Here is a 26,571-nt window from a genome sequence, read left to right on the forward strand (position 1 = left end):
CAACGTGAAGCGGTAATCCGGGCCCGGCGGACGTGTTTTCCCGCCCGTTGGAACGGTCCCCCGCCCCGGAACGCCGTCGCGGGGGACCGCGGTCAACCGCCGACGAACTCGCCGAAGGCGGCCTTCACCCTGGACAGGATCTCGTCGGGGTCGGCGGCCCACACGTCCGCGTTGAAGATCTCCACTTCGACGTCCCCCGTGTAGCCCGCCTCGGCCACCGCCCGGGTCAGCGGCGCGAAGTCGATCACCCCGTCGCCCATCACCCCCCGGCCGAGCAGCACGTCGGCGGGGAGCGGCGACAGGAAGTCGCACACCTGGTAGCTCGCGATCCGGCCCGAGGCCCTGGCGATCTCCTCCAGCACCCGCGGGTCCCACCAGACGTGGAAGGTGTCGACGACGACGCCCACCTGCTCGGCGGGGTGCGCCTCGGCCAGGTCGAGCGCCTGGCCGAGGGTGGACAGCACGGCCCGGTCGGCGCAGTACATCGGGTGCAGCGGTTCGAGGGCGAGCCGCACCCCGCGCTCGCCCGCGTACGGGGCCAGCACGGCCAGCGCCTCGGTGACCCGCTCCCGCGCGGCGGGCAGGTCGCGGGAGATCGTGCCCAGCGGCTCGCCGGGCACCACGCCGGGCAGGCCGCCGACCACCATGACCAGGCAGGCGGCGCCCAGCGTCGCGGCCTCGTCGATCGCCCTGCGGTTGTCGTCCAGGGCCTCGGGGCCGCCGGAGGTGAGGAAGCCGCCCCGGCACAGCGACGACACCCGCAGCCCGGCGTCCGCGACGAGCTTCACGGTCCGCTCCAGCCCCTGCGCGGCGACGTCCTGCCGCCACAGGCCGATGGCCTCGACGCCGTGCCGCACGCACCCGTCGACGGCCTCGGCCACCGACCACCGCTTCGTGGTCCACTGGTTCAGCGAGAAACGGCTCGCGGGCACGCTCACAGGCCGTTCACCGCCAGCAGGGAGCGCATCCGGGAGACCGCCAGCTCGGGGTCGGCCAGCAGCCCGGCCCGGTCGGCCAGGCGGAACACCTCGGCCAGGTGGGGCAGGGAACGGGCCGCCTGGGCGCCGTTGACCATGCTGAAGGCGTCCTGGTGGCCGTTGAGCCACGCCAGGAAGACGATGCCCGTCTTGTAGTTGTACGTCGGGGCCTCGAAGATCTTCCGTGAGAGCGGGACCGTGGGCTCCATGATCTCGTCGTACCGCCCGAGGTCGCCCGCGTCGAGCGCCTCCAGGGCCGCCGCGGCCGCGGGGGCGATCGCGTCGAAGATGCCCAGGAGGGCGTGGCTGCCCGACCTGATCAGCGAGGGGTAGTTGAAGTCGTCGCCGGTGTAGAGCCGCACGCCCTCCGGTAGCGCCGCGCGCAGCCCGATCTCGTGCTCGGCGTCCAGCAGCGAGACCTTGACCCCGTCCACCTTCGCCGCGTGGTCGCGGATCAGGGACAGGAACGACGCGGTGGCCTCGGGCACGTCCCGCGAGCCCCAGTAGCCCGCCAGGTTCGGGTCGAACATCTCGCCCAGCCAGTGCAGGATCACCGGGCGGTCGATCCGGGAGAACAGCTCGCCGTAGACCCGGTGGTAGTCCTCCGGGCCCCGCGCGATCGCGGCGAGCTGGCGGCTCGCCATCACGATGACCCCGGCGCCCGCGTCCCGCACGGTCTCGATCTGCTCGGTGTAGGCCGCCACGACCTCGTCCAGGGTCCGGGCGTGCGGGGCCTGGTCGGTGCCCGCGCCGCAGGCCACCAGCTCCGCCGGGTCGCCGAACGCCTTCGCCTCGGTGGCGCTGCGCCGGATCAGCTCGCGGGTGGCCGACCAGTCGAGACCCATGTTGCGCTGGGCGGTGTCCATCGCGTCGGCGACCCGCAGCCCGTACGACCACAGGTGGTTCCTGAAGCGCAGGGTGGCGTCCCAGTCGACGGCGGCGGGGGAGCCGGGGGTGTTGTCGCCGAGCGGGTCGGCGACCACGTGGGCGGCGGCGTAGACGACGCGGCTCGTGGCCGGGCCCGCGGGCCTGGTCCAGGCGACCGGCTCGCGCAGGGTGTGCTCCCCGCCGGGCAGCGCGATCCTCAGGACGGTCATCAGGGCTCCACCGGCAGGCGGCGGCCCTCGGCGGAGGAGCGCAGGCCCAGCTCGGCGAGACGGACGCCGCGCGCGCCCGAGGCGAAGTCGTAGGGGAAGGGAGCGTCCTCGACCACGTGGCGGACGAAGAGCTCCCACTGGATCTTGAAGCCGTTGTCGAACTCCGCGTTGTCGGGCACCTCCTGCCAGCCGTCCCTGAAGCGGGCGGTGGCGGGCAGGTCGGGGTTCCAGACCGGCTTGGGAGTGGTGGCGCGGTGCTGGATCCGGCAGTTGCGCAGGCCCGCGACGGCGCTGCCGTGCGTGCCGTCCACCTGGAACTCCACCAGCTCGTCGCGGTTCACCCTGACGCTCCAGGAGGAGTTGATCTGCGCGACGATCCCGCCCTCCAGCTCGAACACCCCGTAGGCGGCGTCGTCGGCGGTGGCCCGGTAGCTCTCGCCCCGCTCGTCCACCCGCTCGGGGATGTGGGTGACGGCCTGGGCGTAGACCGAGGTGACCCGGCCGAACAGGTTCTCCAGCACGTACGCCCAGTGCGGGAACATGTCGAGGACGATGCCGCCGCCGTCCTCGGTGCGGTAGTTCCACGACGGGCGCTGGGCGTCCTGCCAGTCGCCCTCGAACACCCAGTAGCCGAACTCGCCGCGCACCGACAGGATCCGGCCGAAGAAGCCGCCGTCGATCAGGCGCTTGAGCTTGAGCAGCCCCGGCAGGAAGAGCTTGTCCTGCACGACGCCGTTCTTCACACCTCTCGCGGCCGCGGCCTCGGCGAGCGCCAGCGCGTCCCCGTGCGTCTCGGCGGTCGGCTTCTCCGCGTAGATGTGCTTGCCCGCCTCGATCGCCGCGAGCACGGCCTTCACCCGGGCCTGGGTGACCTGGGCGTCGAAGTAGATCAGGTTGGCGTCGTCCGCGAGGGCGGTGTCGAGGTCGGTGGTCCAGTCCGCGATCCCGTGCTCGCCCGCCAGCCTCTCCAGCTTCTCCGCGCTCCGGCCCACCAGCACCGGCCTGAGCAGGACCCTCCCGCCGTCCGCCAGCGTCACGCCGCCCTGCTCGTTGATGGCCAGGACCGATCGGACCAGGTGCTGGCGGTAGCCCATGCGGCCCGTGACACCGTTCATCACGACGCCGATGCTTTGGGGGGACATTCTTCTCCGACCTCCAATTGGAAAGCGCTTTCCTTTCCACGGTACGGCAGCCGTCCCGCCTGCTGCAAGCACCAGGGGAAAGCGGGAATGAGCTGGAGGGTGCCGCGGAGGTGGTGTGAGAGCCTCGCGGTTGCCGGTCCGAGGGGAGCGCGCCTCTCGGTTTCCCGGTTCGTTCTCCCAGTCGGCTTCCCGGTCGGCTTCCCGGTCGGCTTCCCGGCGGTGCGAGATCTTCCGGTGACACGGGACCCTTCGGCGGCGTGAGACCTTCCGGCGGAGCGGAGGCCGGTAAACTCCGGTCACCATTCGTTCGGAGATGGGGGCAGGGTGTCGGCCATCCGGCTGCTGGTGCTCGGAGCCGTCCGTGGGCGCGGCCGGGCGCACGGTTACCAGGTGCGCGGCGACCTGGAGAGCTGGGGCGCGCACGAGTGGTCCACGGCCAAGCCCGGCTCGATCTACCACGCGCTCAGGCAGATGGCCAAGCAGGGCCTGCTGCGCGCCCACGAGCTGGCGCCGAGCGCCGCGGGCGGGCCGCCGCGCGTGGAGTACGAGCTCACCGACGAAGGCGACGCGGAGTTCCTGGGCATGTTGCGCACGGCCCTGGCCAGGCACGACCAGAAGATCGACGAGCTGACGGCCGGGGTGGGTTTCCTCGACTGCCTGCCCAGGGAAGAGGTGGTCGCGCTGCTGAAGGAGCGGCTGGCGGCACTCGACGGCTGGCGGGCGGAGGTCGCCCGCCACTGGTCGTCCGACGAGGCCGACTCCCGGGACTGGGAGCCGACCGCCGAGATCATGCGACTCTGGACGCACTTCTCCGGCAGCGGCGCCGAGTGGACCCGCGGGCTGATCGAACGCCTGGAGCGGGACGCGCGCACGTCCTGAGGGAGGTCGTGCCGGAGCCTCCGCTTCCCGGCGGGCGTGGACGAACGCGGGTGTCCGCGGGGGCGCGACAATCCGGGAGGCGCTCTCCCTTGGCCGCCGCTACACTCGGCTCGGTGAGTAGTAAAATTTGACTACTGCATATCCGGAGGAGCGAGATGGCCAACGAGACGACCGTGCCGGCACTGCCCTGCCGATCGATCGACGAGATCGAGGAGTTCTACACCGCACTGGGTTTCACCAGGACCTATCACCAGGTTCGCCCGAACCCGTACCTCGTTGTACGGCGGGAGGACATCCATCTGCACTTCTTCGCCATGCCGGGCTTCAACCCGGAAGACTCCTACGGCACCTGCATCATCACCGTCCCCGATACCGGAGCTCTCTTCAGCGCCTTCGCCGAGGGCATGCGATCCGCGTACGGCAAGCTGCTGATCTCCGGGATCCCCCGGATGACCAGGCCCAGGAAACGGAAGAACGCCGACAACCTCGCCGGGTTCACGATCGTCGATCCGGGAGGGAACTGGATTCGGATCTTCCCCTCGTCCAAGGACGCGATCCAGGAGGAACCCCCGACCGGCAGGCTCGCCACGGCGGTGCGCAACGCCGTCGTCATGGGCGACTCCCGCGGCGATCACCGGCAGGCCGCCAAGATCCTCGACGGCGCGCTGGCGCGAGCCGGGGACGCGCCGGACGCGGACCTCGTCGAAGCGCTCGTCTACCGCGCCGAGATGGCCCTGGCGCTCTCCGACCGCGAGCGGGCGGGCGAGCTGCTGGCCCGCGTCCGCGCCATCCCCCTGGACGCGGCGGAGCGGGAACGGCTGGCCGAGTCGCTGGCCGGGGCCGACGACCTCGAGGCGGTCCTTTCGGACGGCTGAGCCTCGCGAGGGTTCCGGCGTTTACTCAATCTTCACGACGCGTTCGCGGGGAAAAGGGAGGTCCGCGCGTTTCCGCGCGTCATGTCGTCGCAGATCAAACGCGCCCGATCGCGAACCAAGGCACTATCCGACCAAGCGCGTCCTGACTCGTCGTCAAACCATGACATTTCCGCATTTGTCATGAGTTGAGACGTTCCGTCTGTCGTCCTCTCGCCGTGCCCAGACCCCCCGACTGGCCGAGGTGGAGCGACAGAAGGGGCCACTCGTGAAACGAGTCGTCACCGTTGTTTCCGCTGCCCTCACGGCGATTCTCCTCGCCGTTTCCCTGACAACGGGAAGTGCCTCGGCGACCCCGCCCAACATTCCCTCGGCGGCCACCGCCGCCAGCAGGCTGGCGACGCTCACCGTCGCCCCGGAGAGCAACCAGTCCTCCTACAGCCGGTCGCTGTTCAACCACTGGATCACCATCAGCGGCGCCTGCAACACCCGCGAGACGGTGCTCAAGAGGGACGGTACGGGAGTGGTCGTCGACTCCAGCTGCGCGGCCACCTCCGGCCGCTGGTACTCCCCGTTCGACGGCGCCACCTGGACCGCCGCGAGCGACGTCGACATCGACCACATGGTGCCGCTCGCCGAGGCGTGGCGCTCGGGCGCCTACGCCTGGACCAGCGCGCAGCGCCAGTCCTACGCCAACGACCTGGGCGGCCCCGAGCTGTGGGCGGTCACCGACAACGTCAACCAGGCCAAGGGCGACCAGGACCCCTCGACGTGGCAGCCGCCGCTGGGAAGCTTCGACTGCACCTACGCCAGGGCGTGGATCCAGGTGAAGTACTACTGGAAGCTGACGCTGCAGAGCTCGGAGAAGAGCGCCCTGCAGGGCATGCTCGCGACCTGCTGAGCGTTCCGCCGTCCGCGTGACCGTCCGCGTGACCGTCCGCGTGACCGTCCGCGTGACGGGGAGATCCCGCGTCAGGTCCCGCGCCCCGGCTCAGGGGTGGGGGCGGGACCGGGGACCTCCCCGTCACGCGCTGCCGCCGCTCAGGCCCTGCGACCCGGGAAGGCGGAGGTCACGGGGCCGCGATGGTGTACGTCGCGCCCGCCTGGGTCGGGAAGGTGATCACGTTGCCGCTGACGGTGTGGGCCACCGTGCCGCCGCCGACCCGGTTGACCACGATCGTCTGGCCGGGCCAGGGGTGCTGCAGGCGTACCTGGCGGCCCGCCTCGCTGGTGATGTCGACGTAGGTCACGCGCCCGCCGGAGAACGCGCCGGAGACGACCAGGGCGTCCTTCTCCCGCAGCTTGACGAAGCTCGCGTTCCTGTTCGACGGCCACACGGGGAAGACCCGCATGACGCCGCCGTCGCTCTGTCGAGCGTGTCGATCGCGGTCTGCCGGTCGCCGGGGAGTTGATCCCGAGCGCCTCGCCGGGATGGACGAACTCCAGGTTGACGGTGTTGTCGCCCGGCCGGATGGCGCGGCCGTCGCTGAGCGTGCCCGGGTCGGCGAGGGCGTAGACCTTCCTGCCGTTGTGGGTCGTGGTCGGGATCGGCGCCAGGCGTTGCAGGATGGTCGTCCAGGTGGCTCGGTCGCCAGCGTCGACGTTGAGTTCCACGCTCGCGTCGATCAGCGTCGACAGCAGGTTCCGCAGCAGCCCGAGGTCGGCGCTGGAGTTGCGTCCCCAGGTGCCCTCGTGCGGCTCGCCGTAGAGGTTGTAGCGCTGCGCTCCGGCGTCGTACTCCAGGTAGTGCTGGAAGAAGGCGGCGACCTCCTTCATGAAGGGGTACGCCTTCGACGTGAGGAAGGTCCGGTCCCTGGTGTAGTCGTAGTAGGCGATGTACTGCGAGACGGTGAACAGCGAGTTGACCACCTGCTGGTGGTAGTTGTCGTCGGCGGTCGCGCCGAAGGGCGCGATGCCCACGGGGAAGAGCACCCCGCCGGGCACGCCGCCGCAGGGGAACCGGGCATCGACGTAGTCCGGCTTGACCCGCCTCAGGTCCTGCTGCGCCCGCCGCCTCGCCTCGGGCAGGTAGGCCTGCACGAGGTCGTAGTACGGCAGGGCGAGGTCGGTCCTGTTGCTGGAGTAGACGCCGTAGAAGTTGGCCATCCAGTTGTAGTTCAGGTGCATGTCACCGCTGAACTGGGGCGAGTCGGTGGTGGCCCAGACGCCGTAGAGGCCGGGGGCCGTCTTGCCCGCGCGGCTGGAGGAGCCGATCAGGTACAGCGACCCGTAGTAGAACCTCTCCAGCACGTCGTCGTTGAGGTCGACGTACGACTTGAGCCAGTACTGCTTCCACCACTCCACATGCGCGTCGTAGAGCGTGTCGAGAGAGCCGCCGCTCTGGCCGTCCGCCAGCGCGCGGGCGGCCGGTGCCGGGTCCGCCGGGTTCTGGCCGCCGCCCGCGACGGCCGTCACGACGCGGACGGTCTGGCCGGGCGGCAGGTCGAAGACCGTCGTCGCCGCCGCGCCCGAGGCGGTGGGGCCGCCCACCGGGCTCGCGCCGACCAGCCGGGTGGCGAGCGAGGTCCAGCGCCCGCAGCACCATGGTGATCGGGGCGAGGATGACCGGCGAGGGGATGAGCGGGCCGCACAGCGGCGTGACCATCACCACCTTGGCCAGCAGGTGCCGGGAACGGGCGATGTAGTGGCCGAGCATCGCCGACAGCACCGCGAGGATCGTGATCGAGATCGCCGTCACCGCGACGCTGTTGACCAGGCCGTACACGAAGAGGTTGTCCGGGCGTGACAGGACGGCGGCGATGTTGTCCGTGGTCGGCGGCGAGGGCGGGCCCGCCGGGTCGGGCACGATGTCCGCGCCGTGCTTGAAGACGTTGACCAGCACCAGGTAGAGCGGCATGAAGAACACCGCGCCGCCGAACAGGGCGATCACCGGGCGCAGCCAGGGGGCGCGGCCGTCGTTCATCGGGTCACCTCACGTCGTTGCAGCACGCGGAGCACGAGCACCGAGACGCACGCGACCAGCACGAGCATCACCGCGGCCATCGCCGAGCCGTAGCCGACGCGGTTGCCGTTGAAGGAGGTCCGCACCACCTGGAAGGCCATGGTGGTCGTGGTCCCGGTGCCGGGGCCGCCGTTGGTGATGACCTGGATCTGGTCGTACGCCTTGAAGCCGGTGATCAGCAGCATCACCGTGTTGATGGTGAGCGCGGGGGCGAGCATCGGCCAGGTGACGTTGCGGAACCTGGCCAGCGGGCCGCACCTGTCGATGGCCGCCGCCTCCTGCAGCTCGCGCGGCACGCCCTGCAGCCCGGCGAGGTAGACCACGACGCAGAAGCCGAGCATCTGCCAGGTGATGACCCACGCGATCGTGTAGAGCGCGATGCCCGGGTCGGACAGCCAGCCGGGCGGGTCCTCGACGCCCAGGCCGCGCAGCGCGGAGTTGAGCAGGCCGTCGTCGGTGAGGACGACCTGCCAGATGACGCTGACCACCACCGAGCTCAGCACCACGGGGGTGAAGAACACCCCACGCAGCGCGACGTAGAGCCGGGTGGGCCGGTCGAGCAGCTGCGCGATCAGCAGGCCGCCCGCGTTGGCCGGCACCATCACGATGACGGTCACCACGACGGTGTTCGCCAGCGCCCTGAGGAACTCGGCGTCGCCCAGCAGCTCGGTGTAGTTGCGCAGCCCCACCCACCTGGTCGGCGGGTTGAACGGGTTGCGGTTGGTCAGGCTGTAGTACGCCGTCATGCCGATCGGCACCAGGACGAACAGCAGGTACGCCAGCAGGCCGGGAAGGGCGAACAGGGCGAAGGTGGTGATCCTGCCGCTCACCCGGCGCCGGCCGCGCGGCGGCCGACCGCGGACGGGGGCGACCGCGAGCCTCGGGCCGCTGGGGGAGGGCGGGTGGTGCGCCGCGGGAGGATCCCCGCCGCGCACCCCGTGTCGCGTGTGTGTCATGGCGCTACTGCGTCGCCTTCGCCCACTGGTCGTCCAGGTAGGCCGTGAACTCCGAGGTCGGCTTCTCGCCGGTGATCAGGTCCTGGACCGCGACGAGGGGATGGTCCACCCCGGCAGGATCGAGCCGGACCGGATCGCCGCGGCGGTCCGCACGGCCCTGTCGGGACCGTCACCGGCGACCGCCGTCGTCACGGGGAACGCCACCACCGGCGTCGAGGTGCTGCGCTGTCTCCGGGACGGCCCGGAGCGCGTCGCCATCGTCGGGTTCGACGACTCCGAGCTCGCCACCAGCCTGCGTCCCGACCTGACCGTGGTCGCCCAGGACGCCACGACGATCGGCGGCACCGCGATCGACATGCTCCTGGCCCGCATCGCCGACCCCGGCCGCCCGGTCCGCCGCGTGACGGTGCCGGTGGAACTCCTCGCGCGGGGTTCGGGGGAGTCGCCCCCCGGCGCTTGACGGCCTCGCGCCGCCCGTCGGGGAACGTCGCCCTGCCGTCGTCGCGTGCCGTACGGCCCCCGGGGAGCCCGGGCGCGGAAGGCGATCGGAAGCGCGCGCCTGTCGCGTGTCGAGCCGGACACGAAGGGTAGTCGTCCTTTGGGGGGACCCCGCGGGGGTGGATGTGACGGCGGAGATTCGTGAGACCAGGTGGAGGGCTTCGGGCATGGAAACGGGAAAGCTCGCGGAGGTATTTCTGGACAGCGCCTACGAATCGGTCGGGCAGGCGCGCCGCGAGACACGCGAGGCCCTCGGCCCGGACCACGTCCTGCTGACGGACGTCGTCCAGGTGGTCTCGGAACTGCTGGCGAACGCCGTGGAGCACGCCGACCGCGGGCTGGTGGACGACCTGATCGGCCTGACGCTGACCGCCACCCCCGACTCCGTCCACGTCGAGGTCTCCGATCCCGGCTCCGCCTCCCGCGTCCCGCACATCCCGAGAGACCAGCCTCCCGGGGGCGGGCGCGGGCGTGGCCTGCTCATCGTCGACAGGCTCTCCGGCGGGCGCTGGGGGACCCGCGAGCACGGCCAGGGGCTGGGCCGGACGGTGTGGTGCGCGATTCCCTACGTGCGGCCGGGGCTGTCCGCGGAGGAGGAGGACGAGGCGGGACGTCTCCCGTCGCGGGCCCTCTCGGGGGCCTGCCGGAACTGAGCTGGAACGTTCCATGGGGCGGAGGCCGGACCCGGGCGGACTGTGCCCGCTCGGGTCCCGGAGGACGATCGATGATCTACTTTGTAAAGGGCGGGGGCCTCACGCCTGCCCCTTGATCTCCAGGCGGAGCAGCGCCTTCGCGATCGGGTGGGCGGTCAGCCCGATCTGCCACTCGCGGGCGCCCAGCTCGCGCAGCCGGGCGACCACGGCCTCGTCGTCGATGACCGGGGGCGGTTCCCAGGTCAGCCGGCGTACCGCGTCGGGCTGGATCAGGTTCTCCGCGGGCATGTGGTGCTCGTCGGCGAGCGCGGCCACCACGGCCCTGGCGGCGGCGAGGCGGCGGGCGGCCACCGGGTCGCGGTCCATCCACCGGTTGGCCGGCGGCGGCCCGTCGCCGGGGGTGCTGGGCTGCGGCAGCTCCGATTCGGGCAGCGAGCGGGCGGTGCCGATCGCGGCCAGCCAGTCGCGCAGGTGCCGCCGGGCGCTGCGGCCGGTGAACGGCGGGATGTCGGTGAGCGCCTTGGTGGTGCGGGGCAGCTCCAGGGCGGCCGTCACGATCGCCGAGTCGGGCAGGACCCGGCCGGGGGCGACGTCGGACTCGCGGGCGAGCCCGTCACGGAGCGTCCACAGCTCCCGCACCACCGCGAGCCCGCGCAGCGAGCGGACCTTGTGGATCCCCGAGGTGCGCCGCCACGGGTCGGAGCGCGGGGCGGGGGCCTTGTGCGCGAGCACGGCGGCGAACTCCTCCCGCGCCCAGGCGAGCTTGCCGCTGGAGGCCAGCTCCTCGTACAGGATGTCGCGGAGCTCGATCAGGACCTCGACGTCGAGCGCGGCGTAGCGCAGCCAGTCTTCCGGCAGCGGGCGGGTGGACCAGTCGGCGGCCGAGTGACCCTTCTCCAGCCTGAACCCGAGGACGTTCTCCACCATCAGGCCGAGCCCGACCCGCTCGTAGCCGAGCAGCCGGCCGGCCAGCTCGGTGTCGAACAGCTCGCGCGGGTGGAAGCCCACCTCCGCCAGGCAGGGCAGGTCCTGGGAGGCCGCGTGCAGCACGATCTCCGCGTCGGCCAGCGCCGCGTCGAGCCCCGACAGGTCGGGGCAGCGGATGGGGTCGATCAGGGCGCTGCCCGCGCCGGCGCGGCGCAGCTGGACCAGGTAGGCGCGGCCGCTGTAGCGGTAGCCGGAGGCGCGCTCGGCGTCGACGGCGACGGGGCCGGTGCCCTCGGCGAAGGCGCGCACCACGCGCGCGAGAGCGGCCGGGTCCTCGACGACGGGTGGGATTCCCTCACGAGGTTCCAGCAGCGGGACTACGGTCGTCTCATCGGTCACGTTCTGAAGGGCTCCGGATCTTCGCGACGGCGCGGCGGCAGCGCCGCCACGTCGGGTGGCAGGGGTGGTATGCCCGCGGCGAGGCACATCAGGTCGCACCAGGCGGCGACATGGCCGGAGAGGTCCTCCTGCAGCGGGGACCAGGAGGCGCGCAGCTCCAGCTCGGTGGTCACCGGGTCGTCGGCCTTGTTGCCGAAGCCCTCGGAGACCGCCCGGGTGACGGTGCCCCCGGCGGCGGCGTATCCGGCGTCGTGCGCGTCGAGCGACTCGGTGAGCCAGCTCCACGCGACGGGGCCGAGCAGCGGGTCCTCGGTGATCTCCGGTTCCATGTCGGCCCGCACGTAGGCGACGAGCCGGAACTGGCCGTCCCAGCCGCGCTGGCCGTCGGGGTCGAAGAGCACGATGAGGCGGCCGACCGCGAGCTCGTCGTCGTCGCGGTACACCGAGGCGCCGATCGCGGCCGAGTAGGGGGCCAGGCGCTGCGGGGCCGGGATGTCCTCCAGCTCGATCTCCGGCCTGACCTCCGCCGGGCGCAGGCTCGCCACCGCGCGCCTGAAGGCGGCGGGGGCGGGCGCGTCACCGATGGTCATATCGGAAGCGTAGGTCGAAACTGAGCGCATGGGGACCACTGGGGTGTGTGTAGGAGCCATGGGAACCGATCAAGCCGATGCCGGCCTGCGGAGGGCGGGGGTGACCCCGCCGACGGGAACTCCCGGAAAGAGCGCGTGGCCGTGCCCGGCGAGGATCCGTCGGGCACCGGGCCGTTCCCGGTGGCCGCCCGGGCCGTGATCGCCGGGGTGGGATCGTGGTTCGGGAACCCGCCCGCGGGCGCAGGAGGCACGGTGCTCACCGCGATGTTCGGGTGAACTCCACATGGTGGACATCGCACGGGCCTTTCGTCGGGTCGTGGTCCGACGTTGGCACGTCGCGCCGACATTTCCGCGCAGCGTGCTCGGCGTGTCCCCAAAGTGGTGCGGGAATCGATGCCGCGCGGTGACTTGGCGAACATTTGGACCAGCCGGGGGCCGGGCCAGGATCGCCGATGGGAGGAACTGTACCCGGAAACATGATCGCTCCGCTCCGCGCGATCACACTTGCCGCGTAACAACATCGGATTTCCATGGACGAAGCTCTCAAAACCGGTAAGACGCGATCATTGTCATCGCTTGGCGGTGTCTGGGTGGTGTGAGGCGGGATCTCATTGAATAGCCGGTGATTTCGTATCGGTATCGCCGGTCGGTGGCCTTGGTGGGCCGACCGGTCCCTCGACATGGCACCCTGGTGGGGTGACTTCCGAGCCCGCCGACTCCGCTTTCCTGCGCGCCTGCCGCCGCCGGCCCGTCTCCCACACCCCGGTGTGGTTCATGCGCCAGGCCGGTCGCTCGCTGCCCGAGTACCGGGCGCTCCGCGAGGGGGTGCCGATGCTCACGGCCTGCGCCACCCCCGAGCTGGTCGTGGAGATCACGATGCAGCCGGTCCGCCGCTACGGCGTGGACGCGGCCATCCTCTTCAGCGACATCGTCGTGCCGCTCAAGGCGATCGGCGTCGACCTCGACATCAAGCCCGGCGTCGGGCCGGTGGTGGCCGCGCCGATCAGGGACGCCGAGGCGGTCAAGGCGCTGCGCCCGATCGAGCCCGACGACGTCTCCTACGTCACCGAGGCCGTCCGGGCGCTCACGGGCGAACTGGGCGCGACCCCCCTGATCGGTTTCGCGGGGGCGCCGTTCACGCTGGCGTCCTACCTCATCGAGGGCGGCCCCTCCAAGAACCACGACCACACCAAGGCCATGATGTACGGCGAGCCCGAGCTGTGGCACGCCCTCATGGACCGGCTGACCGAGATCACCCTGGGCTTCCTGCGCGTGCAGCTCGCCGCCGGGGCCTCCGCGGTCCAGCTCTTCGACTCCTGGGTGGGGGCGGTCTCGCCCGACGACTACCGCGAGTTCGTCCTCCCCTACACCAGCCGGATCTTCGCGGGCCTGGCCGGTCTCGGCGCCCCGCGCATCCACTTCGGCGTCGGCACCGGCGAGCTGCTCGGCCTGCTCGGCGAGGCGGGGGCCGACGTGGTGGGCGTCGACTGGCGGGTCCCGCTCGACGAGGCGGCCCTGAGGGTCGGGCCCGGCAAGGCGCTGCAGGGCAACCTCGACCCGGCGATCCTGCTCGCCCCGTGGGAGGTCGTCGAGCGCCGCGCGGGCGACATCCTCGCCCGCGCCGCCAAGATCGAGGGCCACGTGTTCAACCTGGGGCACGGGGTGCTGCCCGGCACCGACCCCGACCAGCTGGCCCGCCTCACCGACTTCGTCCACGAGGTCTCGGCCCGCTGACCGTCCGCCCACCGGGGCCCGTTCACCCGGGGCGCTCACCCGGGGGTGTCGCCCCTTCGCGGGCCCATGGGAACGGGCCCCTCGTCCTCTTCCTCCTCCTCGACCGGCGCGGGATCCGGGTCGGCGGGCGGGGGAGCGAGCGGCCTGTCGCCCCGCCCCCCGCGGCGCAGGCGGAGCAGGAGGGCCAGCACCAGCCAGACCAGGCCGATCAGGACCAGCCAGGGGAGCAGTACGCCCAGGAGCGTCAGCCCGATCTTGACGGCGGAGACGAAGGCGCTCCACCCCGTTTCCAGGCCGCCGAAGAAGCCGGCCGGCTCGTCGTCCTCCTTCTGCACCACCGTCGCCGGGCCGACCAGGTTCAGCGTCAGCGTCGCCATGCTCGTCTGCGAGGCGAGGGTCCGCTGCCTGGCCTGCAGGGACTCCAGCTCGCTCTCGCGGTTGGAGACCTCCCGCTCCACGTCGAGCACCTCGCCGATGGTGTTGGCCCGCTTCAGCAGCGTGCGCAGCGAGTCGAGCGCGGCCTTGGCCGACTTCAGCCGGCTCTCCACGTCGGCCACCTGCTCGGTGACGTCCTTGGTGTTCTGCTGCAGAGACTCGCGCGTGCCCAGCTCCCTGCCCAGGCGGTCGAGCGTCCCGGGGTAGCCGCCCGGGGGGATCTTGAAGACCAGGGTCGCGGAGCCCTCGCCGTCGGAGTGGGCGTCCGACCTCTCCCTGGCGAGGTAGCCGCCCGCGGTGGTGACGATCTGCCGGGCCCGGTCCGCCGCGGCGGTGACGTCCTTGGCCCTGACGGTCATCTCCGCGGTGTAGACGATAGCCCGGTCCTCCGGGACCACCCGCACCTGGGCGGTGTTCCGGGAGTCGGCCGGGGACGCCGGGGACACCGGGGACGCAGAGGGCGCGGCGTCCTTGTTCGCGGCTTCCCGGGCGGCCGGATCCGCCTCGGGAGCCCGCACGCCGGAGCCGCCGGCGTCGAAGTCGGCGGCGGGTGCCGCGCCGCCGGACGTGCTCTGTAACTCGCCGCCTCCACAGGCGGACACCAAAAGCGCCAGGCCCACCAGGGGGACCGCCAGGCGCGGGCCGTACCGGAATCTGCTCATGAACATCATGACGGCGGGTGCGGGGGAGGAGTTCGGCGAGGGGCAGTCACGATGGCGTCACGTTCTGCGCGCCGTCGGGTCACGGGGGCGCCAGGGGTGCCGGGCGGGATGCGGGGGCGGTGGGAGGGACCGGTACGGTCTGGGGTCATGGAAGGCAAGCGGAGGCATGTGGTGGTCGTCGGCGGCGGGATCGCCGGGCTGGCCGCCGCGTGGCACCTGCGGGGGCGTGGCGAGCACCTCAGGGTGACCGTCCTCGACGGCGCCCCGCGGATCGGCGGAAAGCTCCACGCCACCGAGGTGGCGGGCGTCGCGATGGACGCGGGGGCCGAGGCGATGCTCGCCCGGCGGCCCGAGGGCAAGGAACTGGCCAGGCTGGCAGGGCTGGGCGAGGAGCTGAGGCTGCCCGGCACCACCAAGGCGGCCATCCTGAGCAGGGGCGTGCTGCGGCCCATGCCGGAGGGGCACGTCATGGGCGTCCCCTCCGACGTCCTCGCGCTGGCCAGGTCGGGCGTCCTGAGCCCCGCGGGCCTGGCCCGGGTGCCGCTCGACCACGTCCTCCCGGCCACGCGCGTCACCAACGACGTGTCGGTGGCGGCGTACATCCGGGCCAGGATGGGCGAGGAGGTGGTCGACCGGCTCGTCGAGCCGCTGCTCGGCGGCGTCTACGCGGGCAGGGCCGATCGGCTCTCGCTGGACGCGACCATGCCGAGGATCGCCATCGCGGCCAGGTCCGAGCGGTCGCTGCTCACCGCGGCCAGGGAGATCGCCGCCGACGCCCCCAAGGACGCCGGCCCCGTCTTCACCACCCTGAGCCGGGGGATGGGCAGCCTCCCCGAGGCCGTCGCCGCCGCCTCGGGAGCCGAGATCAGGACCGGTGTCACGGTCAGGGAGCTGCGCAGGACCGAGAACGGCTGGCTGCTGGTCACCGGCCCCGTCCCCGCTCCGGAGACCGTCGAGGCCGACGCGGTGATCGTCGCCGTCCCGGCCCCCGCGGCGAGCCGCCTGCTCGCCGAGGAGGTGCCCCGGGCCGCCGCCGAGCTGGCCCGGATCGAGTACGCCAGCATGGCCATCGTCACCCTCGCCTATCCGCGCGAGGCGTTCCCCAGGCCGCCGACCGGCAGCGGCTACCTGGTCCCGGCCGTCGACGGGCGCCCGATCAAGGCCGCCACGTTCAGCTCGGTCAAGTGGCCGCACCTGGCGGAGAGCGACCCCAACCTGGTCCTGCTGCGCTGCTCGATCGGCAGGATCGGCGAGGAGGCCGTGCTCCAGCGTGACGACGCGGAGCTGGTCGCGCTCGCGATGGCCGAGATGGTCGAGGTCATGGGCGTGCGCGGGCTGCCCCGCGACTCGCGGTTGACCCGCTGGGGAGGTTCCCTGCCGCAGTACGAGGTGGGCCACCTCGACCGGGTGGCCCGCGTCCGGGCCGCCACGGCCGAGCAGCCGGGCCTGGCCCTGTGCGGCGCCGCCTACGACGGCCTCGGCATCCCCGCCTGCGTCGCCACCGCCCGCACCGCGGCGGCCCGGATTCTCGACCACCTGGATCCCACGGGAGAATGGCAGGACAGCACCGATTCGTTGACAAAGGGGTGACGATGACGGATGGAAACCCGCGGCCCAAGGCCCGCGACCTGAACCAGGTGATCCGCTACACGATGTGGTCGGTCTTCGGGATGAAGGAGCGCTGCCCCGGACACCGCGAGGGCATGGCCGCCGAGGTCGAGGAGCTCATGGCCCAGATGGGGCAGAAGGACGTGGTCACCCGCGGCCTGTACGACGTGGCGGGCTTCCGCGCCGACGCCGACTTCATGTTCTGGTGGCACGCCCCGACGGCCGAGGACCTGCAGGAGACCTACTCGCGCTTCCGCCGCACCGGCCTGGGGCAGCTGGCCGAGCCGGTCTGGTCGGCGATGGCGCTGCACCGCCCCGCCGAGTTCAACAAGTCGCACATCCCCGCCTTCCTGGCCGAGGAGGAGCCGCGGGCGTACGTGAGCGTCTACCCGTTCGTGCGCTCCCTGGAGTGGTACCTGCTGGACGACGCCGACCGCCGCCGGATGCTCGCCGAGCACGGCAGGATGGCCCGCGACTACCCCGACGTGCGGGCCAACACCGTCGCCTGCTTCTCGCTGAACGACTACGAGTGGATGCTGGCGTTCGAGGCCGACGAGCTGCACCGCATCGTCGACCTGATGCGGGTCCTGCGTGGCGCCGAGGCCCGGCGGCACACCCGTGAGGAGACCCCCTTCTACACGGGGGTCCGCAAGCACCCGAGCGAGCTGATCGCGGCGCTGCCGTAGTCTTCGCGCGTTCCTCCGCCTCCGCCTTCGTTTCCGCCTCTGGGGTCGCTTCCGGGGTCCGGTGCGGCCCGGCGGCGGAGGCGCGGTTTCCCGATCCCCCGTGAGGCCCGTGAGGCCCGTGAGGTGCCGAACCTCGCTCGCGGAGGCTGTGGGCCAGGCGGGCCGCACGGGTTCCGGGGGCTCCGGGAGTGCCGGGAGTTTCGCGAGGTGAAGAATGTGACTCCGGTGACGGCCCGGCGGAAAAATAATCCCGCGAAGGTCTCTTTGTCGCCCCTTTGCTTTGTCATACTCAGGGAAAATCACCTGTCTATGTGAGGCCATGGGTGCAAAGGGGCGAAGGTCTGGCACGGTCCAGGCGGCGTGCTCGGGGGCGCCGAAGGAAGAAGTCCCGTTCGCACGTTCTCGAGGTCTCGGTGGCCGTCGTCGCCTTCGCGGTGGGGGCCCTCGCGGTGAGCGGATGGTTCTCCGGCGAGGCGGCCCCCGCGGGCGAGGCGGCTCGGGCGCCGGTTCCCGGCGGGGTGGCCGCCCTGGTGCCGTCCGGGGCCCCCGCGGCCGGCACGGTGGTCGCCGCCGAGGTGGACGGGAAGGGCGAGAAGAGCGAGGAGACGGCCGAGAAGCGCGCCAAGGCCGAGAGGAAGCGCCAGAAGGCCAGGGAGACCGAGGCGTCGGGACCCTCCAAGCACACCGACAAGAAGGCGGTCGCCTACTTCGAGAGCCGCAAGGTGACCAAGCGGGTCAAGGACATCCGCATGGTCGGCGGCTATCTGCGGATATATACGGACCTGCCGGAGACGGCGGACAACTCGAAGCAGGCGATCAAGCTCTGCGAGGCGGGTGTCGACTATCTCGTCGGAGAGCTCGGCATGCCCAGCCCCGTGGTCTTCGTCCAGGCCGAGTTCGGGGAGAACGGCAACCCGGTCCTGGCCAACGTCCTCGGCCCCGACGACTCCGACTGCCGCCTCACCTATCCGAGCCCGCGGTAGTCGCCTTCGGGGGCGCGACGGACGGCATCGCGCACCGCCGAGACCACCCGGACCCTGGTCCTGCCGCAGACCGAGCAGCGTTGGGTGACCACCCGGCCGATGGTCTCGATGATCTCCCATTTATGGCGGAGATGCACGGGGACTCCTTAGAGGAACACGCTACGGAGATGTCCGAGTGCTACGCGTCATCTCGCTTTGCCCCTCCTGGCGGAAGGCTAACCTTCCGGACGGAGCGATGTGACTGTCCGAGCGCGTGAAGGCCCCGCCGGAGGACGGTCCGGCGGGGCCTCGGCATGTGAGCCGGTAGCTTACTCGACGGGCTCCAGCCTCAGCGAGACGGAGTTGATGCAGTAGCGGTCGTCGGTGGGCGTCCCGTAGCCCTCGCCGTGGAACACGTGGCCGAGGTGGGAGTCGCAGGTCGCGCACCTGACCTCGACGCGGGTCATGCCCATCGAGCGGTCCTCGATCAGCGTCACCGCCTCGGACTTCGACGGCTCGTAGAAGCTGGGCCAGCCGCAATGGCTGTCGAATTTGGTGTCGGACCGGAACAGTTCGGTGCCGCAGGCCCGGCAGCTGTAGACGCCCACTGTCTTGGTGTCGACGTACTCTCCGGTGAAGGGGCGCTCGGTCCCCGCCTGGCGGAGCACGCGGAACTCCTCCGGAGAGAGCTGGACGCGCCACTCGGCGTCGCTCTTTACCACCTTGTCCATTCCACCAGCCTATGTTGTCGCCGAAGCGGGCGGCGGGACGAGTCCCGGGCGTCCGGCACCGGGACGCCCGGCCGGGACGCCCGGAGGGTACGCCCAGATGGTGCGCTCGGGTGGTGACCTGGATGGTGACCCGGGTGGTATGCGGGGCGGGGCACCTGGATGACGCGCCCGGATGGGTGAGCCCGGATGACGGGCCCGGAAAAATCTTGATGGGCGAAGCATCCTTTGGTGACCGTTTTGGCGTCTTTAAAGATGTGGAGGGTGATTCACCTTCCCGTTGAGGGGTGAAATCATCTGCCCGGCCGTCCCGCACGTCGCGGATCGGCCAAAATGCCGCGGTCCGGGTGGCGCGCCAGCGCCTGGACGCCGGTGGGTACGGCAGGTGATTGTGCGGTCCGTCCCGTTGAGTGCCCGGTCCCGCCGCCGTGGCGGCTCCGGGGCGGACCCACCCGCTTCCGTCGCGACGGTCCGGCTCCGGGCTGGTCTACGGTTGATCCCGACCGGCGGGCGGACGCCCGCGCCTCCCCTCACCCAGGACGGCCCTCCTTGAACGACCGCGACCGCGCCCACGATGATCCGGCCCCCGTCGACCCCCGCCCGGCAGGCCGTTCCCACATCGGGGTCAGCTGCAGCTTCGTCTGCCACGACGGCGAGGGCCGCGTCCTTCTGCACCTGCGCGGCCCCGGGGCGCGGGACAGCCGCGAGGTGTGGGACTCCGGGGCGGGCGAGCTCGGGTTCGGCGAGGACTTCGAGGAGTGCGTCCGGCGCGAGGTCCGGGAGGAGTTCGGCGCCACCGTCCTGGACCTGGTCCAGGTGGGAGTGGCCAACGTGAGGCGGACCTCGGGCGAGCTGCTGACGCACTGGGTGTCCGTCCAGTTCGCGGTGCTGGTCGACCCGCGGGAGGTCACGCCGTCGGAGCCGGACCGCATCGGGAACCTCACCTGGTTCGGTGAGGGGGAGCTGCCGGCCGGCCTCCACCCCGCGCTGCCGGGCCTCCTCGCCCACGCGGCCCCCCACCTCGGCTGGTCGGCCGCGCACGCCTGACCGGCGCTCGGCGAGAGCCTCGCCGTCATCAGGGGAAGGCGGTACGCGGGGTCTGCCGTCGTACGCCGTCATGCGGAGTGATGAGGGCTGTATGCCCGTGTTGTCGTGCGATGGAGTAATAGAGTGCAGGTGGCGTTCTTTGATCTTGAGTTGTTCACGGGAGGATCGGATGACCACGGCTGACGGCCGCTTCGGGCGGACGGGCGACCCTGAGGTGGACCGGCTGGCGGAGGGGTTCGACAAACTCTCGGCGCGGTACGAGGGGATGCACGAGGAGCTCGCCGGGATGCGGGCCCACGGCGAGGCGGCCGACGGGCTGGTGAAGGTGGAGGTCGCCCCCGGCGGGGCCCTGCTGGGCGTCGACATCAACCCCAGGGCCATGAGGCTGGGCTCGGAGGCGCTGGGAGAGGCGATCATGGAGGCCGTCGGGGAGGCCTCGAAGGTGGCCGCCGCCCGGATGAACGAGGTGCTGGCGCCCCTGCTCGGCGGCATGACGGGGTTCAGCGAGGCACTGCAGGGACGGATGCCCACCCTCGCCCCGGGAGCCGGCGTCGCCGCTGACCCGCAGGTCTCCGAGGCGCTGCGGAGCCTGCGGGAGCTGCGCGACAAGTACGAGAGCTGACGCGGCCGTGCGAGAGACGGGCCAGAGCTGATGCGGTCGCACGAGCCGCGCGGCCACTGTGAGAGCTGACGCGGCCGTGCGAGCCGCGCGGCAGGTACAGGTCTGACGTGGCTGTACGAGACGTGCGGCCATTACGGGACCTGTCGCGGCCTACGGGGATGCGCGGCAGGTGTGAGAGCTGAGGCGGCCGTACAGGACGTGGGGCGGGGGCGCTCCGGCCCCCGCCCCACGTGCGCGATCAGGTGTAGGACCAGCCCTCACCCGGTGATTTGGTCGCGCTCCTGCGTGTGATGTCGTCGAAGTCCGTCTTGCCGTCCGTGCCGTCGCTGTCGAGGTTGGCCTGCGGCATGGGGAACTGGTTGTCCGCGCTCATCAGCGCGGTCAGGTTGCCCATGCTGAAGATGATGGCCGCCGTCGCGCCGACGATCGTGTTGACCGCGGTGCCCATCAGCAGCAGCCCTGACGACGCCTGGGTGGCCTGGGCCGCCGCCACCATCGCGGTACCCACCGCGATGGTCGCCGGGTTGGGCGAGACCATCAGGCGCTTGCCGATCAGCTCGGCGATCTCCGAGGCGATGATGATGCCCAGGAGGCTGTCGACGACCACCCCGGCGTTGTTGACGATCTTGGAGATGTCCGACTGGGCGCTCTGCACCGCGTTGGCCATCTGCAGCGCGGCCGTCTCCAGTTGCTGGACCTCCTGGTAGACCACGCCCATGAACGTGTCGAAGGCCTTGCGGTCCGCGCCCTCCGGCCAGGCGGCCTGGACCGCCTTGAGTTCGTCGTCCCACTCCCTGGTCCGCAGGTGCATGATCTTCAGGTTGATCGTGCGCCAGTCGTTGAAGACCTTGGTGATCGCCTCGTCGCCCCACGGCTGGGCGAGCAGCCATACGGCCGCCGCGCCCGCCGCGGGTCTCGCCAGCGTTCCGGCCAGCTGGATCTTCGCCAGGCTGGCGGCCCACGCGGGGCCGTACGTGCCCAGGACCTTCATCCCGCCGATGACGGCGCCCTCGGCGAGGGCACCGGTGAAAGCCTCTTCGCCCGCCATGGGGCCTCCCCTCCGCCTAGTCCGTGGGCCCCAAGTCCTTGCCCTTCGTCGCCGTTTCGAGGTCGGACCTGTCCAGGGCGATCTTGCCTGGGAGGTCGGCCATCTTCTGCGCGTCCTGTACGCGCGTGGCGGTCGCCAGCTCGGCCTCCCGGTAGTGGAGCACCACGCTGAGCAGTCCCGCGTTGATGCCGTCGAGGCATTTGACGAAGTCGGCGGCCTGCTTGGACTGGTACTCGCGGGCCGGCGTGTAGTTGTTGGCCACCGTGACCGCGCCGATGACGCCCCACTGGAGCGGATCGAGATGGGTGCCCCCGGCCAGGGTGTCGACCTGCTCCGCGATGGGACGGAGGGTGCTGATCAAGTTCTGGGTCGCGGCCTTGAGGGCCTCGGTGTTGACGTCGACCACCGTGCACCGGCCTCCTGGATGTCATGCGCGCCACGCCCCCGTGGCACGACTCCGGATTTCCTGTCCATGAACGAGGAGTAAACCAGGAGTGGCATCAACATCACAGACATCTCTCGATCTTTGTGACAAAGATCAAAAAATACCCGGCACGGGTGACGGGATTCGACCGTGCCGGGAAACCTCCCGGGGCGCCTGCCAGGCGCGGGAGCGGGAGCGAGAGCGGGTGGTGGAGGTCAGCCCTGGCGGCGCCGCCCGAGGGTGAACGACACGTTCACGCCGATGATCCCGACCCACATGAGCACCAGGACGAACCCGAGGAGCGAGTCGTCCAGGCCGGAGAAGGACGTCGCGACCGTCCCCGGCACGCCGAGCCCGAGGGAGATGATCGCCAGGGCCAGTCGCTGCCCGGCGTCCAGGGACGGACGGACCGCGGGACTCTCCTTGCCCGCGCGGGCGGCGAGCCGGTCGTCCACCCGCTTGTCGATCTCCTGGTCCACCTTCTCCAGGAAACCCTCGACGAGGGAGTCTTCGTATTCCGGCCCGAGGTGCCGGCGGGCCTCGATCGAGGCGCGTAGTTCATCACCGGAGGGGGATGTTCGAGGCATATTCGAGATATATCGTTTCTTTGCGAGAATGTCCATACGAACGTTGTCCCAGCCTCGCGGACACCGGAGTTTTCCGAATCCTGTGCCGCCCCCGTGCCGCCCTGTGCCGCCTCTTTTTGTGCCGAGAGTTCCCGGTGCCACAGGGCACCCGGAGTCCCGGGGACGGGAAACCAGGTGCCGGGGAACGTCGGGGCCGGGGGAACCGGAGGTCGGGAAGCCACGCTCTCAGGGATCCAGGGATCCAGGGATCCAGGGATCCAGGAGCTCAGGGAGTCGGGAACTCAGGGACTCACGGACTCCCCGGGCCGCCGGACGTACCGGGTGAAGAGGAACCCCTCGTCCTCCAGGACGTGGGCCAGGCGCAGGCGCGTGAGCGAGGACGGGCCGTCGAGGACCCTGGCGGCGTCCCCGCCGATCAGCACCGGGCTCACCGTGAGGCAGAGCTCGTCGACCAGGTCCGCGGCGGCCAGCTGGGCGTTGACCCTGGGGCCGCCCTCGCACAGCACCCGGGTCAGGCCGCGCTCGGTGAGCTCCCGCATCGCCAGCGCCGGATCCACCCGCTCGTCCCCGGCCACGATCACGTCGGCGTGCCTGGCGGCCTCCTCACGGCGTTCCCTCGGCGCGGCCTCGCAGGTGATGACGATCGTCCGCGCGTACGGCTCCGCCTCGGCGAACAGCGGACCCGACAGGTCGAGGTCGAGCCCGCGAGTGATCACCGCCACCGGCGGGGCGGCCGGGCGGCCCTCGCGCAGCCCCCGCCACGACGGCCTGGGCCGTGCCGGGCCGTACCCCTCGGCCCGTACGGTCGCCGCCCCGGCCAGGACGACGTCGGCCAGCCCGCGCAGCACCCAGAAGACGTGGCGGTCACCCCTGCCGGACAGCTCGCCCGACAACCCCTTCAGCCAGGTCCCGCCGTCGGCGCTGGCGACCATGTTGATCCGGAGGCACGGGCCGGCCGGGTAGGCGTAGGCTCGCGCGAGGTCGACCTCGGCCGAGGTCTCGGGGTGGATGAGGCGCATTGCCCCACCTTCGCACGGTGACCACCTCGCCTCCGCACGGAGGCCGTCCAACCTTCGCACGGGAACCACCTCGCCTTCGCTCGGAGGCCACTGGAATCTCCGCACGGGAACCATCTCGCCTCCGTGCCGAGGTCGCCCCGCCCCGGTGCCCTATCTCCGCGTGAAAGCGGCCTGTGAGCTTTCCCAACATGGCCGATAACGGTTGTGACGGCTTGTAGTGACTTCGGTGGGCTCCCGATACATGATTCATTCTGGGAGACACGGGAGGGTTGTGTGGGGCTTGTCGCGATCGTGACTTGGTCGATCACCGCGATGGTCGGGATCTACCTGCTGTACGTGTGGCTCTCCGGGGGAGGGTTGCGCCAGCAGGCGACCAAGGTCACTCGCTTTCCGACATTGCTGATCTTCGCTCATCCGCTCCTGGCGGTCTCCGCCCTGGCCTGCTGGGTCGTCTACGTGCTCAGCCTGGATCCGCTCTTCGCCTGGTTGTCGTTCGGCGTGCTCTCGGCCTCCGCGCTGCTGGGCTTCACGATGTTCACCCGCTGGCTGGGCGGTGGCCGCCACGCCCGCGGCGCCGAGCAGCGCTTCCCCATGGTCGCCGTCCTGCTGCACGGCGCCGTGGGGGTGGCGACCTTCGTGCTCGTCCTGCTCACCGCCGCGGTCGCGTCCGGCACCTGAGGGTCTTCGAGGGCGAGGTGCCCTACAGGCGCGCGCAGCGCAGGATCCGCACCGAGCGCGCGGTCACCTCCACCGAGGCGTCGGCCGGCCACGACTCCTCGGCGAACGGGGACTCGCCGGGACCGTCGTCCGCGGTGTCCAGCACGCGCTGCCACCGCTTGCCGTACTTCGCCTCGGGCAGGGTGAAGGACATGTCCTCGTGGTGGGCGTTGATCAGGAGCAGGAACGAGTCGTCCGCGATGCGTTCGCCGCGCGTGCCCGGTTCGGTGATGGCGTCGCCGTTCAGGAAGACGGTGAGCGACTTGGCGTAGCCGGTGTGCCAGTCACCGGCCGACATCTCCTCGCCGGACGGGGTGAGCCAGACGATGTCGCGGGTCCCGTCGTCGGCCTTGTGGCCGTGGAAGAAACGGCGCCGCTGGAACACGGGGTGCTCGCGCCGCAGCTTGGACAGGCTCCTGACGAAGTCGAGGAGGTCCGCCTCGTTGTCGGCCAGCGACCAGTCGATCCAGGAGATCTCGTTGTCCTGGCAGTAGGCGTTGTTGTTGCCGTACTGGGTCCTGCCGAACTCGTCGCCGGCCAGCAGCATCGGCACGCCCTGGGAGATGAACAGGGTGACCAGGAGGTTGCGGCGCTGTCGGCGGCGCAGGTTCACGATCTCCGGGTCCTCCACCGGGCCCTCGGCCCCGCAGTTCCACGACCGGTTGTCGTCGGTGCCGTCGCGGTTGTTCTCCTTGTTGGCCTCGTTGTGCTTGTGGTCGTAGGAGACCAGGTCGGTCAGGGTGAACCCGTCGTGGCAGGTGACGAAGTTGATGGAAGCCACCGGGCGGCGCCCCGAGATGGCGTAGAGGTCGGCGGACCCGGTCAGCCGGGAGGCGAACTCCGGCAGCGCGGACCCGCTCCCGCGCCAGAAGTCGCGCACGCTGTCGCGGTACTTGCCGTTCCACTCCATCCACAGCGGCGGGAAGTTGCCCACCTGGTAGCCGCCGGGCCCCACGTCCCACGGTTCGGCGATCAGCTTCACCTGGGAGATCACCGGGTCCTGCTGGATCAGGTCGAAGAAGGCGCTCAGCCGGTCGACGTCGTGCAGCTCGCGGGCGAGGGCGGAGGCCAGGTCGAACCTGAAGCCGTCCACGTGCATCTCCAGCACCCAGTAGCGCAGCGAGTCCATGATCAGCTGGAGGGCGTGCGGCGAGCGGACGTTGAGGGAGTTCCCGCAGCCGGTGTAGTCGAGGTAGTAGCGCCGGTCGCCGTCGTGCAGGCGGTAGTAGGAGCGGTTGTCGATGCCGCGGAAGCCCAGCGTGGGCCCCATGTGGTCGCCCTCGGCGGTGTGGTTGTAGACCACGTCGAGGATGACCTCGATCCCCGCCTCGTGCAGCGCCCGCACCATCGCCTTGAACTCCAGCACCTGCTCGCCGCGCTGGCCCGAGCCGGAGTAGGCGGCGTGCGGGGCCAGGTAGGCGATCGTGTTGTAGCCCCAGTAGTTGGTCAGCCCCCGGGCGACCATCGCGTGCTCGGGCACGTACTGGTGCACCGGCATCAGCTCCACCGCGGTGACGCCCAGGCTCAGCAGGTGCTCGATGACCGCCGGGTGGCCCAGCCCCGCGTAGGTGCCGCGCTGCTCCTCGGGCACCGCGGGGTGGCGCATCGTGAGCCCGCGCACGTGCGCCTCGTAGATGACGGTCTGGTGGTACGGCGTCCGGGGCGACCGGTCGTTGCCCCACTCGAAGAACGGGTTGATCACCACGTTCTTCGGCATGAAGGGGGCGGTGTCCTCGTCGTTGCGGTTGCCCGGATCGGTGAACTGGTACGAGAACATCGCCTCGTTCCACTTCACGTCACCCTCGACGGCCTTGGCGTAGGGATCGAGGAGCAGCTTGGAAGGGTTGCAGCGGTGTCCCTGGGAGGGGTTGTAGGGGCCGTGGACGCGGTAGCCGTACCGCTGTCCCGGCATGATCCCCGGGACGTAGCCGTGCCAGACGAATCCGTCGACCTCGGTCAGCTCGACACGCTCCTCGCGGCCGTCGTCCCCGAAAAGGCAGAGTTCGACACGCTCCGCTACCTCGGAGAACAGTGAGAAGTTGGCGCCCACACCATCCCAGGTGGCGCCGAGCGGATAGGACTCTCCCGGCCAGACTGCGCGCATGTGACCCTTTCTCCTCTGGTCAGGCACCCTGTGTGCAGGGTGTTTCCGCCTCTGTCACTTTAAGGTGGTAAAGAGGAGTTTCGTATGCGGGGTATGGCGTGCTTTCCGTACCTACCGTTTCCGTACGTGCCGCGCGACCACGCGTGACCGCAGGGGTACGCGTGGCCGCGAGGGCGTCGCGGTCGGCCCGCCGCCGACCACCCTCGGTGACCGGTTCGAGGCGGCCGTCCGCTCCG

The 26,571-nt window shown here is 71.1% G+C and carries 29 protein-coding genes; 14 read left to right on the forward strand and 15 right to left on the reverse strand.

What is annotated here, in order from left to right; translation table 11 throughout:
* Positions 1–92: 92 nt before the first annotated feature.
* From ACFFRH_RS31855 to ACFFRH_RS31865, 3 genes are read right to left on the reverse strand one after another with little or no spacing between them, the layout of a single operon-like run.
* Positions 93–938, reverse strand: coding sequence for a sugar phosphate isomerase/epimerase family protein (locus ACFFRH_RS31855; protein WP_386161182.1), 846 nt, complete (start codon positions 936–938; stop codon positions 93–95).
* Positions 935–2,074 carry a dihydrodipicolinate synthase family protein gene (locus ACFFRH_RS31860; protein WP_386161183.1) on the reverse strand — a complete coding sequence of 380 codons (1,140 nt, stop codon included), beginning with the start codon at positions 2,072–2,074 and terminating at the stop codon, positions 935–937. The genes ACFFRH_RS31855 and ACFFRH_RS31860 overlap by 4 nt, the downstream gene beginning before the upstream one ends.
* On the reverse strand, positions 2,074–3,216 hold the full coding sequence (locus tag ACFFRH_RS31865; RefSeq protein WP_344746695.1) for a Gfo/Idh/MocA family protein: 1,143 nt from the start codon (positions 3,214–3,216) through the stop codon (positions 2,074–2,076). Before ACFFRH_RS31865 ends, ACFFRH_RS31860 begins: the two co-directional genes overlap by 1 nt.
* Before the next feature lie 324 nt (positions 3,217–3,540).
* Here ACFFRH_RS31865 and ACFFRH_RS31870 point away from each other — a divergent pair, with 324 nt between their 5' ends.
* From ACFFRH_RS31870 to ACFFRH_RS31880, 3 genes are all read left to right on the forward strand, one after another.
* Positions 3,541–4,095 (forward strand): PadR family transcriptional regulator, encoded by a 555-nt coding sequence (locus ACFFRH_RS31870; RefSeq protein WP_344746694.1) that lies wholly within the window; start codon positions 3,541–3,543, stop codon positions 4,093–4,095.
* A 155-nt stretch (positions 4,096–4,250) separates the two neighbouring features.
* Positions 4,251–4,970, forward strand: a complete 720-nt coding sequence (locus ACFFRH_RS31875; protein WP_344746693.1) for a DUF8817 family protein — start codon at positions 4,251–4,253, stop codon at positions 4,968–4,970.
* 265 nt (positions 4,971–5,235) lie between these two features.
* Complete coding sequence (locus ACFFRH_RS31880; protein ID WP_344746692.1) at positions 5,236–5,868, forward strand: HNH endonuclease family protein; 633 nt, start codon at positions 5,236–5,238, stop codon at positions 5,866–5,868.
* Positions 5,869–6,008: 140 nt separating this feature from the next.
* Here ACFFRH_RS31880 and ACFFRH_RS31890 read toward each other — a convergent pair whose 3' ends face one another.
* Positions 6,009–7,457 (reverse strand): glycosyl hydrolase family 95 catalytic domain-containing protein, encoded by a 1,449-nt coding sequence (locus ACFFRH_RS31890; protein WP_512701137.1) that lies wholly within the window; start codon positions 7,455–7,457, stop codon positions 6,009–6,011.
* 188 nt (positions 7,458–7,645) lie between these two features.
* On the opposite strand from ACFFRH_RS31890, the gene ACFFRH_RS31895 reads away from it, so the two are divergent.
* Entirely contained in the window at positions 7,646–7,816 is a 171-nt protein-coding gene (locus ACFFRH_RS31895; protein WP_386161184.1) for a hypothetical protein, read from the forward strand.
* Positions 7,817–7,886: 70 nt separating this feature from the next.
* Here the strand turns inward: ACFFRH_RS31895 and ACFFRH_RS31900 are convergent, their stop codons facing one another.
* Positions 7,887–8,885 (reverse strand): carbohydrate ABC transporter permease, encoded by a 999-nt coding sequence (locus tag ACFFRH_RS31900; protein ID WP_344746690.1) that lies wholly within the window; start codon positions 8,883–8,885, stop codon positions 7,887–7,889.
* 100 nt (positions 8,886–8,985) lie between these two features.
* On the opposite strand from ACFFRH_RS31900, the gene ACFFRH_RS31905 reads away from it, so the two are divergent.
* Positions 8,986–9,345 (forward strand): substrate-binding domain-containing protein, encoded by a 360-nt coding sequence (locus ACFFRH_RS31905; protein ID WP_344746689.1) that lies wholly within the window; start codon positions 8,986–8,988, stop codon positions 9,343–9,345.
* A 205-nt stretch (positions 9,346–9,550) separates the two neighbouring features.
* Positions 9,551–10,036 carry an ATP-binding protein gene (locus ACFFRH_RS31910; protein WP_344746688.1) on the forward strand — a complete coding sequence of 162 codons (486 nt, stop codon included), beginning with the start codon at positions 9,551–9,553 and terminating at the stop codon, positions 10,034–10,036.
* Positions 10,037–10,135: 99 nt separating this feature from the next.
* Here the strand turns inward: ACFFRH_RS31910 and ACFFRH_RS31915 are convergent, their stop codons facing one another.
* Both ACFFRH_RS31915 and ACFFRH_RS31920 read right to left on the reverse strand, forming a co-directional pair.
* A complete protein-coding gene (locus ACFFRH_RS31915; protein WP_344746687.1) occupies positions 10,136–11,362 on the reverse strand; it encodes an HRDC domain-containing protein in 1,227 nt (408 codons plus the stop codon).
* Complete coding sequence (locus ACFFRH_RS31920; protein WP_344746686.1) at positions 11,359–11,952, reverse strand: DUF3000 domain-containing protein; 594 nt, start codon at positions 11,950–11,952, stop codon at positions 11,359–11,361. Before ACFFRH_RS31920 ends, ACFFRH_RS31915 begins: the two co-directional genes overlap by 4 nt.
* A 141-nt stretch (positions 11,953–12,093) precedes the next feature.
* Between ACFFRH_RS31920 and ACFFRH_RS31925 the strand changes: the two genes are divergently transcribed.
* Complete coding sequence (locus tag ACFFRH_RS31925) at positions 12,094–12,228, forward strand: hypothetical protein (RefSeq protein ID WP_344746685.1); 135 nt, start codon at positions 12,094–12,096, stop codon at positions 12,226–12,228.
* A gap of 420 nt (positions 12,229–12,648) precedes the next feature.
* Positions 12,649–13,686 (forward strand): uroporphyrinogen decarboxylase, encoded by a 1,038-nt coding sequence (gene hemE / locus ACFFRH_RS31930; RefSeq protein WP_344746684.1) that lies wholly within the window; start codon positions 12,649–12,651, stop codon positions 13,684–13,686.
* 35 nt (positions 13,687–13,721) lie between these two features.
* Here hemE and ACFFRH_RS31935 read toward each other — a convergent pair whose 3' ends face one another.
* The gene (locus ACFFRH_RS31935; RefSeq protein WP_344746683.1) at positions 13,722–14,783 is read right to left on the reverse strand and encodes a DUF4349 domain-containing protein; all 1,062 of its coding nucleotides are present in this window, start codon (positions 14,781–14,783) and stop codon (positions 13,722–13,724) included.
* A 147-nt stretch (positions 14,784–14,930) separates the two neighbouring features.
* On the opposite strand from ACFFRH_RS31935, the gene hemG reads away from it, so the two are divergent.
* The 3 genes from hemG (at position 14,931) to ACFFRH_RS31950 (ending at position 18,060) form a co-directional block, all read left to right on the forward strand.
* Positions 14,931–16,373: a protoporphyrinogen oxidase gene (hemG, locus tag ACFFRH_RS31940; protein WP_344746682.1), complete on the forward strand. Its 1,443-nt coding sequence runs from the start codon at positions 14,931–14,933 to the stop codon at positions 16,371–16,373.
* Positions 16,374–16,375: 2 nt separating this feature from the next.
* Positions 16,376–17,077 (forward strand): hydrogen peroxide-dependent heme synthase, encoded by a 702-nt coding sequence (hemQ, locus tag ACFFRH_RS31945; RefSeq protein WP_344746681.1) that lies wholly within the window; start codon positions 16,376–16,378, stop codon positions 17,075–17,077.
* 413 nt (positions 17,078–17,490) lie between these two features.
* The gene (locus tag ACFFRH_RS31950) at positions 17,491–18,060 is read left to right on the forward strand and encodes a hypothetical protein (protein WP_344746680.1); all 570 of its coding nucleotides are present in this window, start codon (positions 17,491–17,493) and stop codon (positions 18,058–18,060) included.
* Here the strand turns inward: ACFFRH_RS31950 and ACFFRH_RS31955 are convergent.
* Together ACFFRH_RS31955 and msrB are read right to left on the reverse strand one after the other, a co-directional pair.
* Positions 18,042–18,197: a hypothetical protein gene (locus ACFFRH_RS31955; RefSeq protein ID WP_344746679.1), complete on the reverse strand. Its 156-nt coding sequence runs from the start codon at positions 18,195–18,197 to the stop codon at positions 18,042–18,044. The two genes, ACFFRH_RS31950 and ACFFRH_RS31955, sit on opposite strands and share 19 nt — an antisense overlap.
* A gap of 171 nt (positions 18,198–18,368) precedes the next feature.
* A complete protein-coding gene (gene msrB, locus ACFFRH_RS31960) occupies positions 18,369–18,770 on the reverse strand; it encodes a peptide-methionine (R)-S-oxide reductase MsrB (protein WP_344746678.1) in 402 nt (133 codons plus the stop codon).
* A 546-nt stretch (positions 18,771–19,316) separates the two neighbouring features.
* Between msrB and ACFFRH_RS31965 the strand changes: the two genes are divergently transcribed.
* Positions 19,317–19,814, forward strand: coding sequence for an NUDIX hydrolase (locus ACFFRH_RS31965; protein ID WP_344746677.1), 498 nt, complete (start codon positions 19,317–19,319; stop codon positions 19,812–19,814).
* 169 nt (positions 19,815–19,983) lie between these two features.
* Complete coding sequence (locus ACFFRH_RS31970) at positions 19,984–20,436, forward strand: YbaB/EbfC family nucleoid-associated protein (RefSeq protein WP_344746676.1); 453 nt, start codon at positions 19,984–19,986, stop codon at positions 20,434–20,436.
* Positions 20,437–20,674: 238 nt separating this feature from the next.
* Here the strand turns inward: ACFFRH_RS31970 and ACFFRH_RS31975 are convergent, their stop codons facing one another.
* The 4 genes from ACFFRH_RS31975 to ACFFRH_RS31990 all read right to left on the reverse strand — a co-directional run bounded on the left by ACFFRH_RS31975 (position 20,675) and on the right by ACFFRH_RS31990 (position 23,514).
* Positions 20,675–21,484 (reverse strand): hypothetical protein, encoded by an 810-nt coding sequence (locus ACFFRH_RS31975; protein ID WP_344746675.1) that lies wholly within the window; start codon positions 21,482–21,484, stop codon positions 20,675–20,677.
* A 16-nt stretch (positions 21,485–21,500) separates the two neighbouring features.
* Positions 21,501–21,890 carry a hypothetical protein gene (locus tag ACFFRH_RS31980; RefSeq protein WP_344746674.1) on the reverse strand — a complete coding sequence of 130 codons (390 nt, stop codon included), beginning with the start codon at positions 21,888–21,890 and terminating at the stop codon, positions 21,501–21,503.
* Positions 21,891–22,123: 233 nt separating this feature from the next.
* The gene (locus ACFFRH_RS31985; protein WP_344746673.1) at positions 22,124–22,495 is read right to left on the reverse strand and encodes a hypothetical protein; all 372 of its coding nucleotides are present in this window, start codon (positions 22,493–22,495) and stop codon (positions 22,124–22,126) included.
* Between the two features lie 281 nt (positions 22,496–22,776).
* On the reverse strand, positions 22,777–23,514 hold the full coding sequence (locus ACFFRH_RS31990; RefSeq protein ID WP_344746672.1) for a pyrimidine reductase family protein: 738 nt from the start codon (positions 23,512–23,514) through the stop codon (positions 22,777–22,779).
* A gap of 273 nt (positions 23,515–23,787) precedes the next feature.
* Between ACFFRH_RS31990 and ACFFRH_RS31995 the strand changes: the two genes are divergently transcribed.
* Positions 23,788–24,192 (forward strand): hypothetical protein, encoded by a 405-nt coding sequence (locus ACFFRH_RS31995; RefSeq protein WP_344746671.1) that lies wholly within the window; start codon positions 23,788–23,790, stop codon positions 24,190–24,192.
* A gap of 22 nt (positions 24,193–24,214) precedes the next feature.
* Here ACFFRH_RS31995 and glgX read toward each other — a convergent pair whose 3' ends face one another.
* Positions 24,215–26,335 carry a glycogen debranching protein GlgX gene (gene glgX / locus ACFFRH_RS32000; protein WP_344746670.1) on the reverse strand — a complete coding sequence of 707 codons (2,121 nt, stop codon included), beginning with the start codon at positions 26,333–26,335 and terminating at the stop codon, positions 24,215–24,217.
* Positions 26,336–26,571 lie beyond the last annotated feature (236 nt).

Source organism: Streptosporangium vulgare (assembly GCF_042428775.1).
In the GTDB taxonomy this organism is placed as follows: Bacteria; Actinomycetota; Actinomycetes; order Streptosporangiales; family Streptosporangiaceae; genus Streptosporangium; species Streptosporangium vulgare.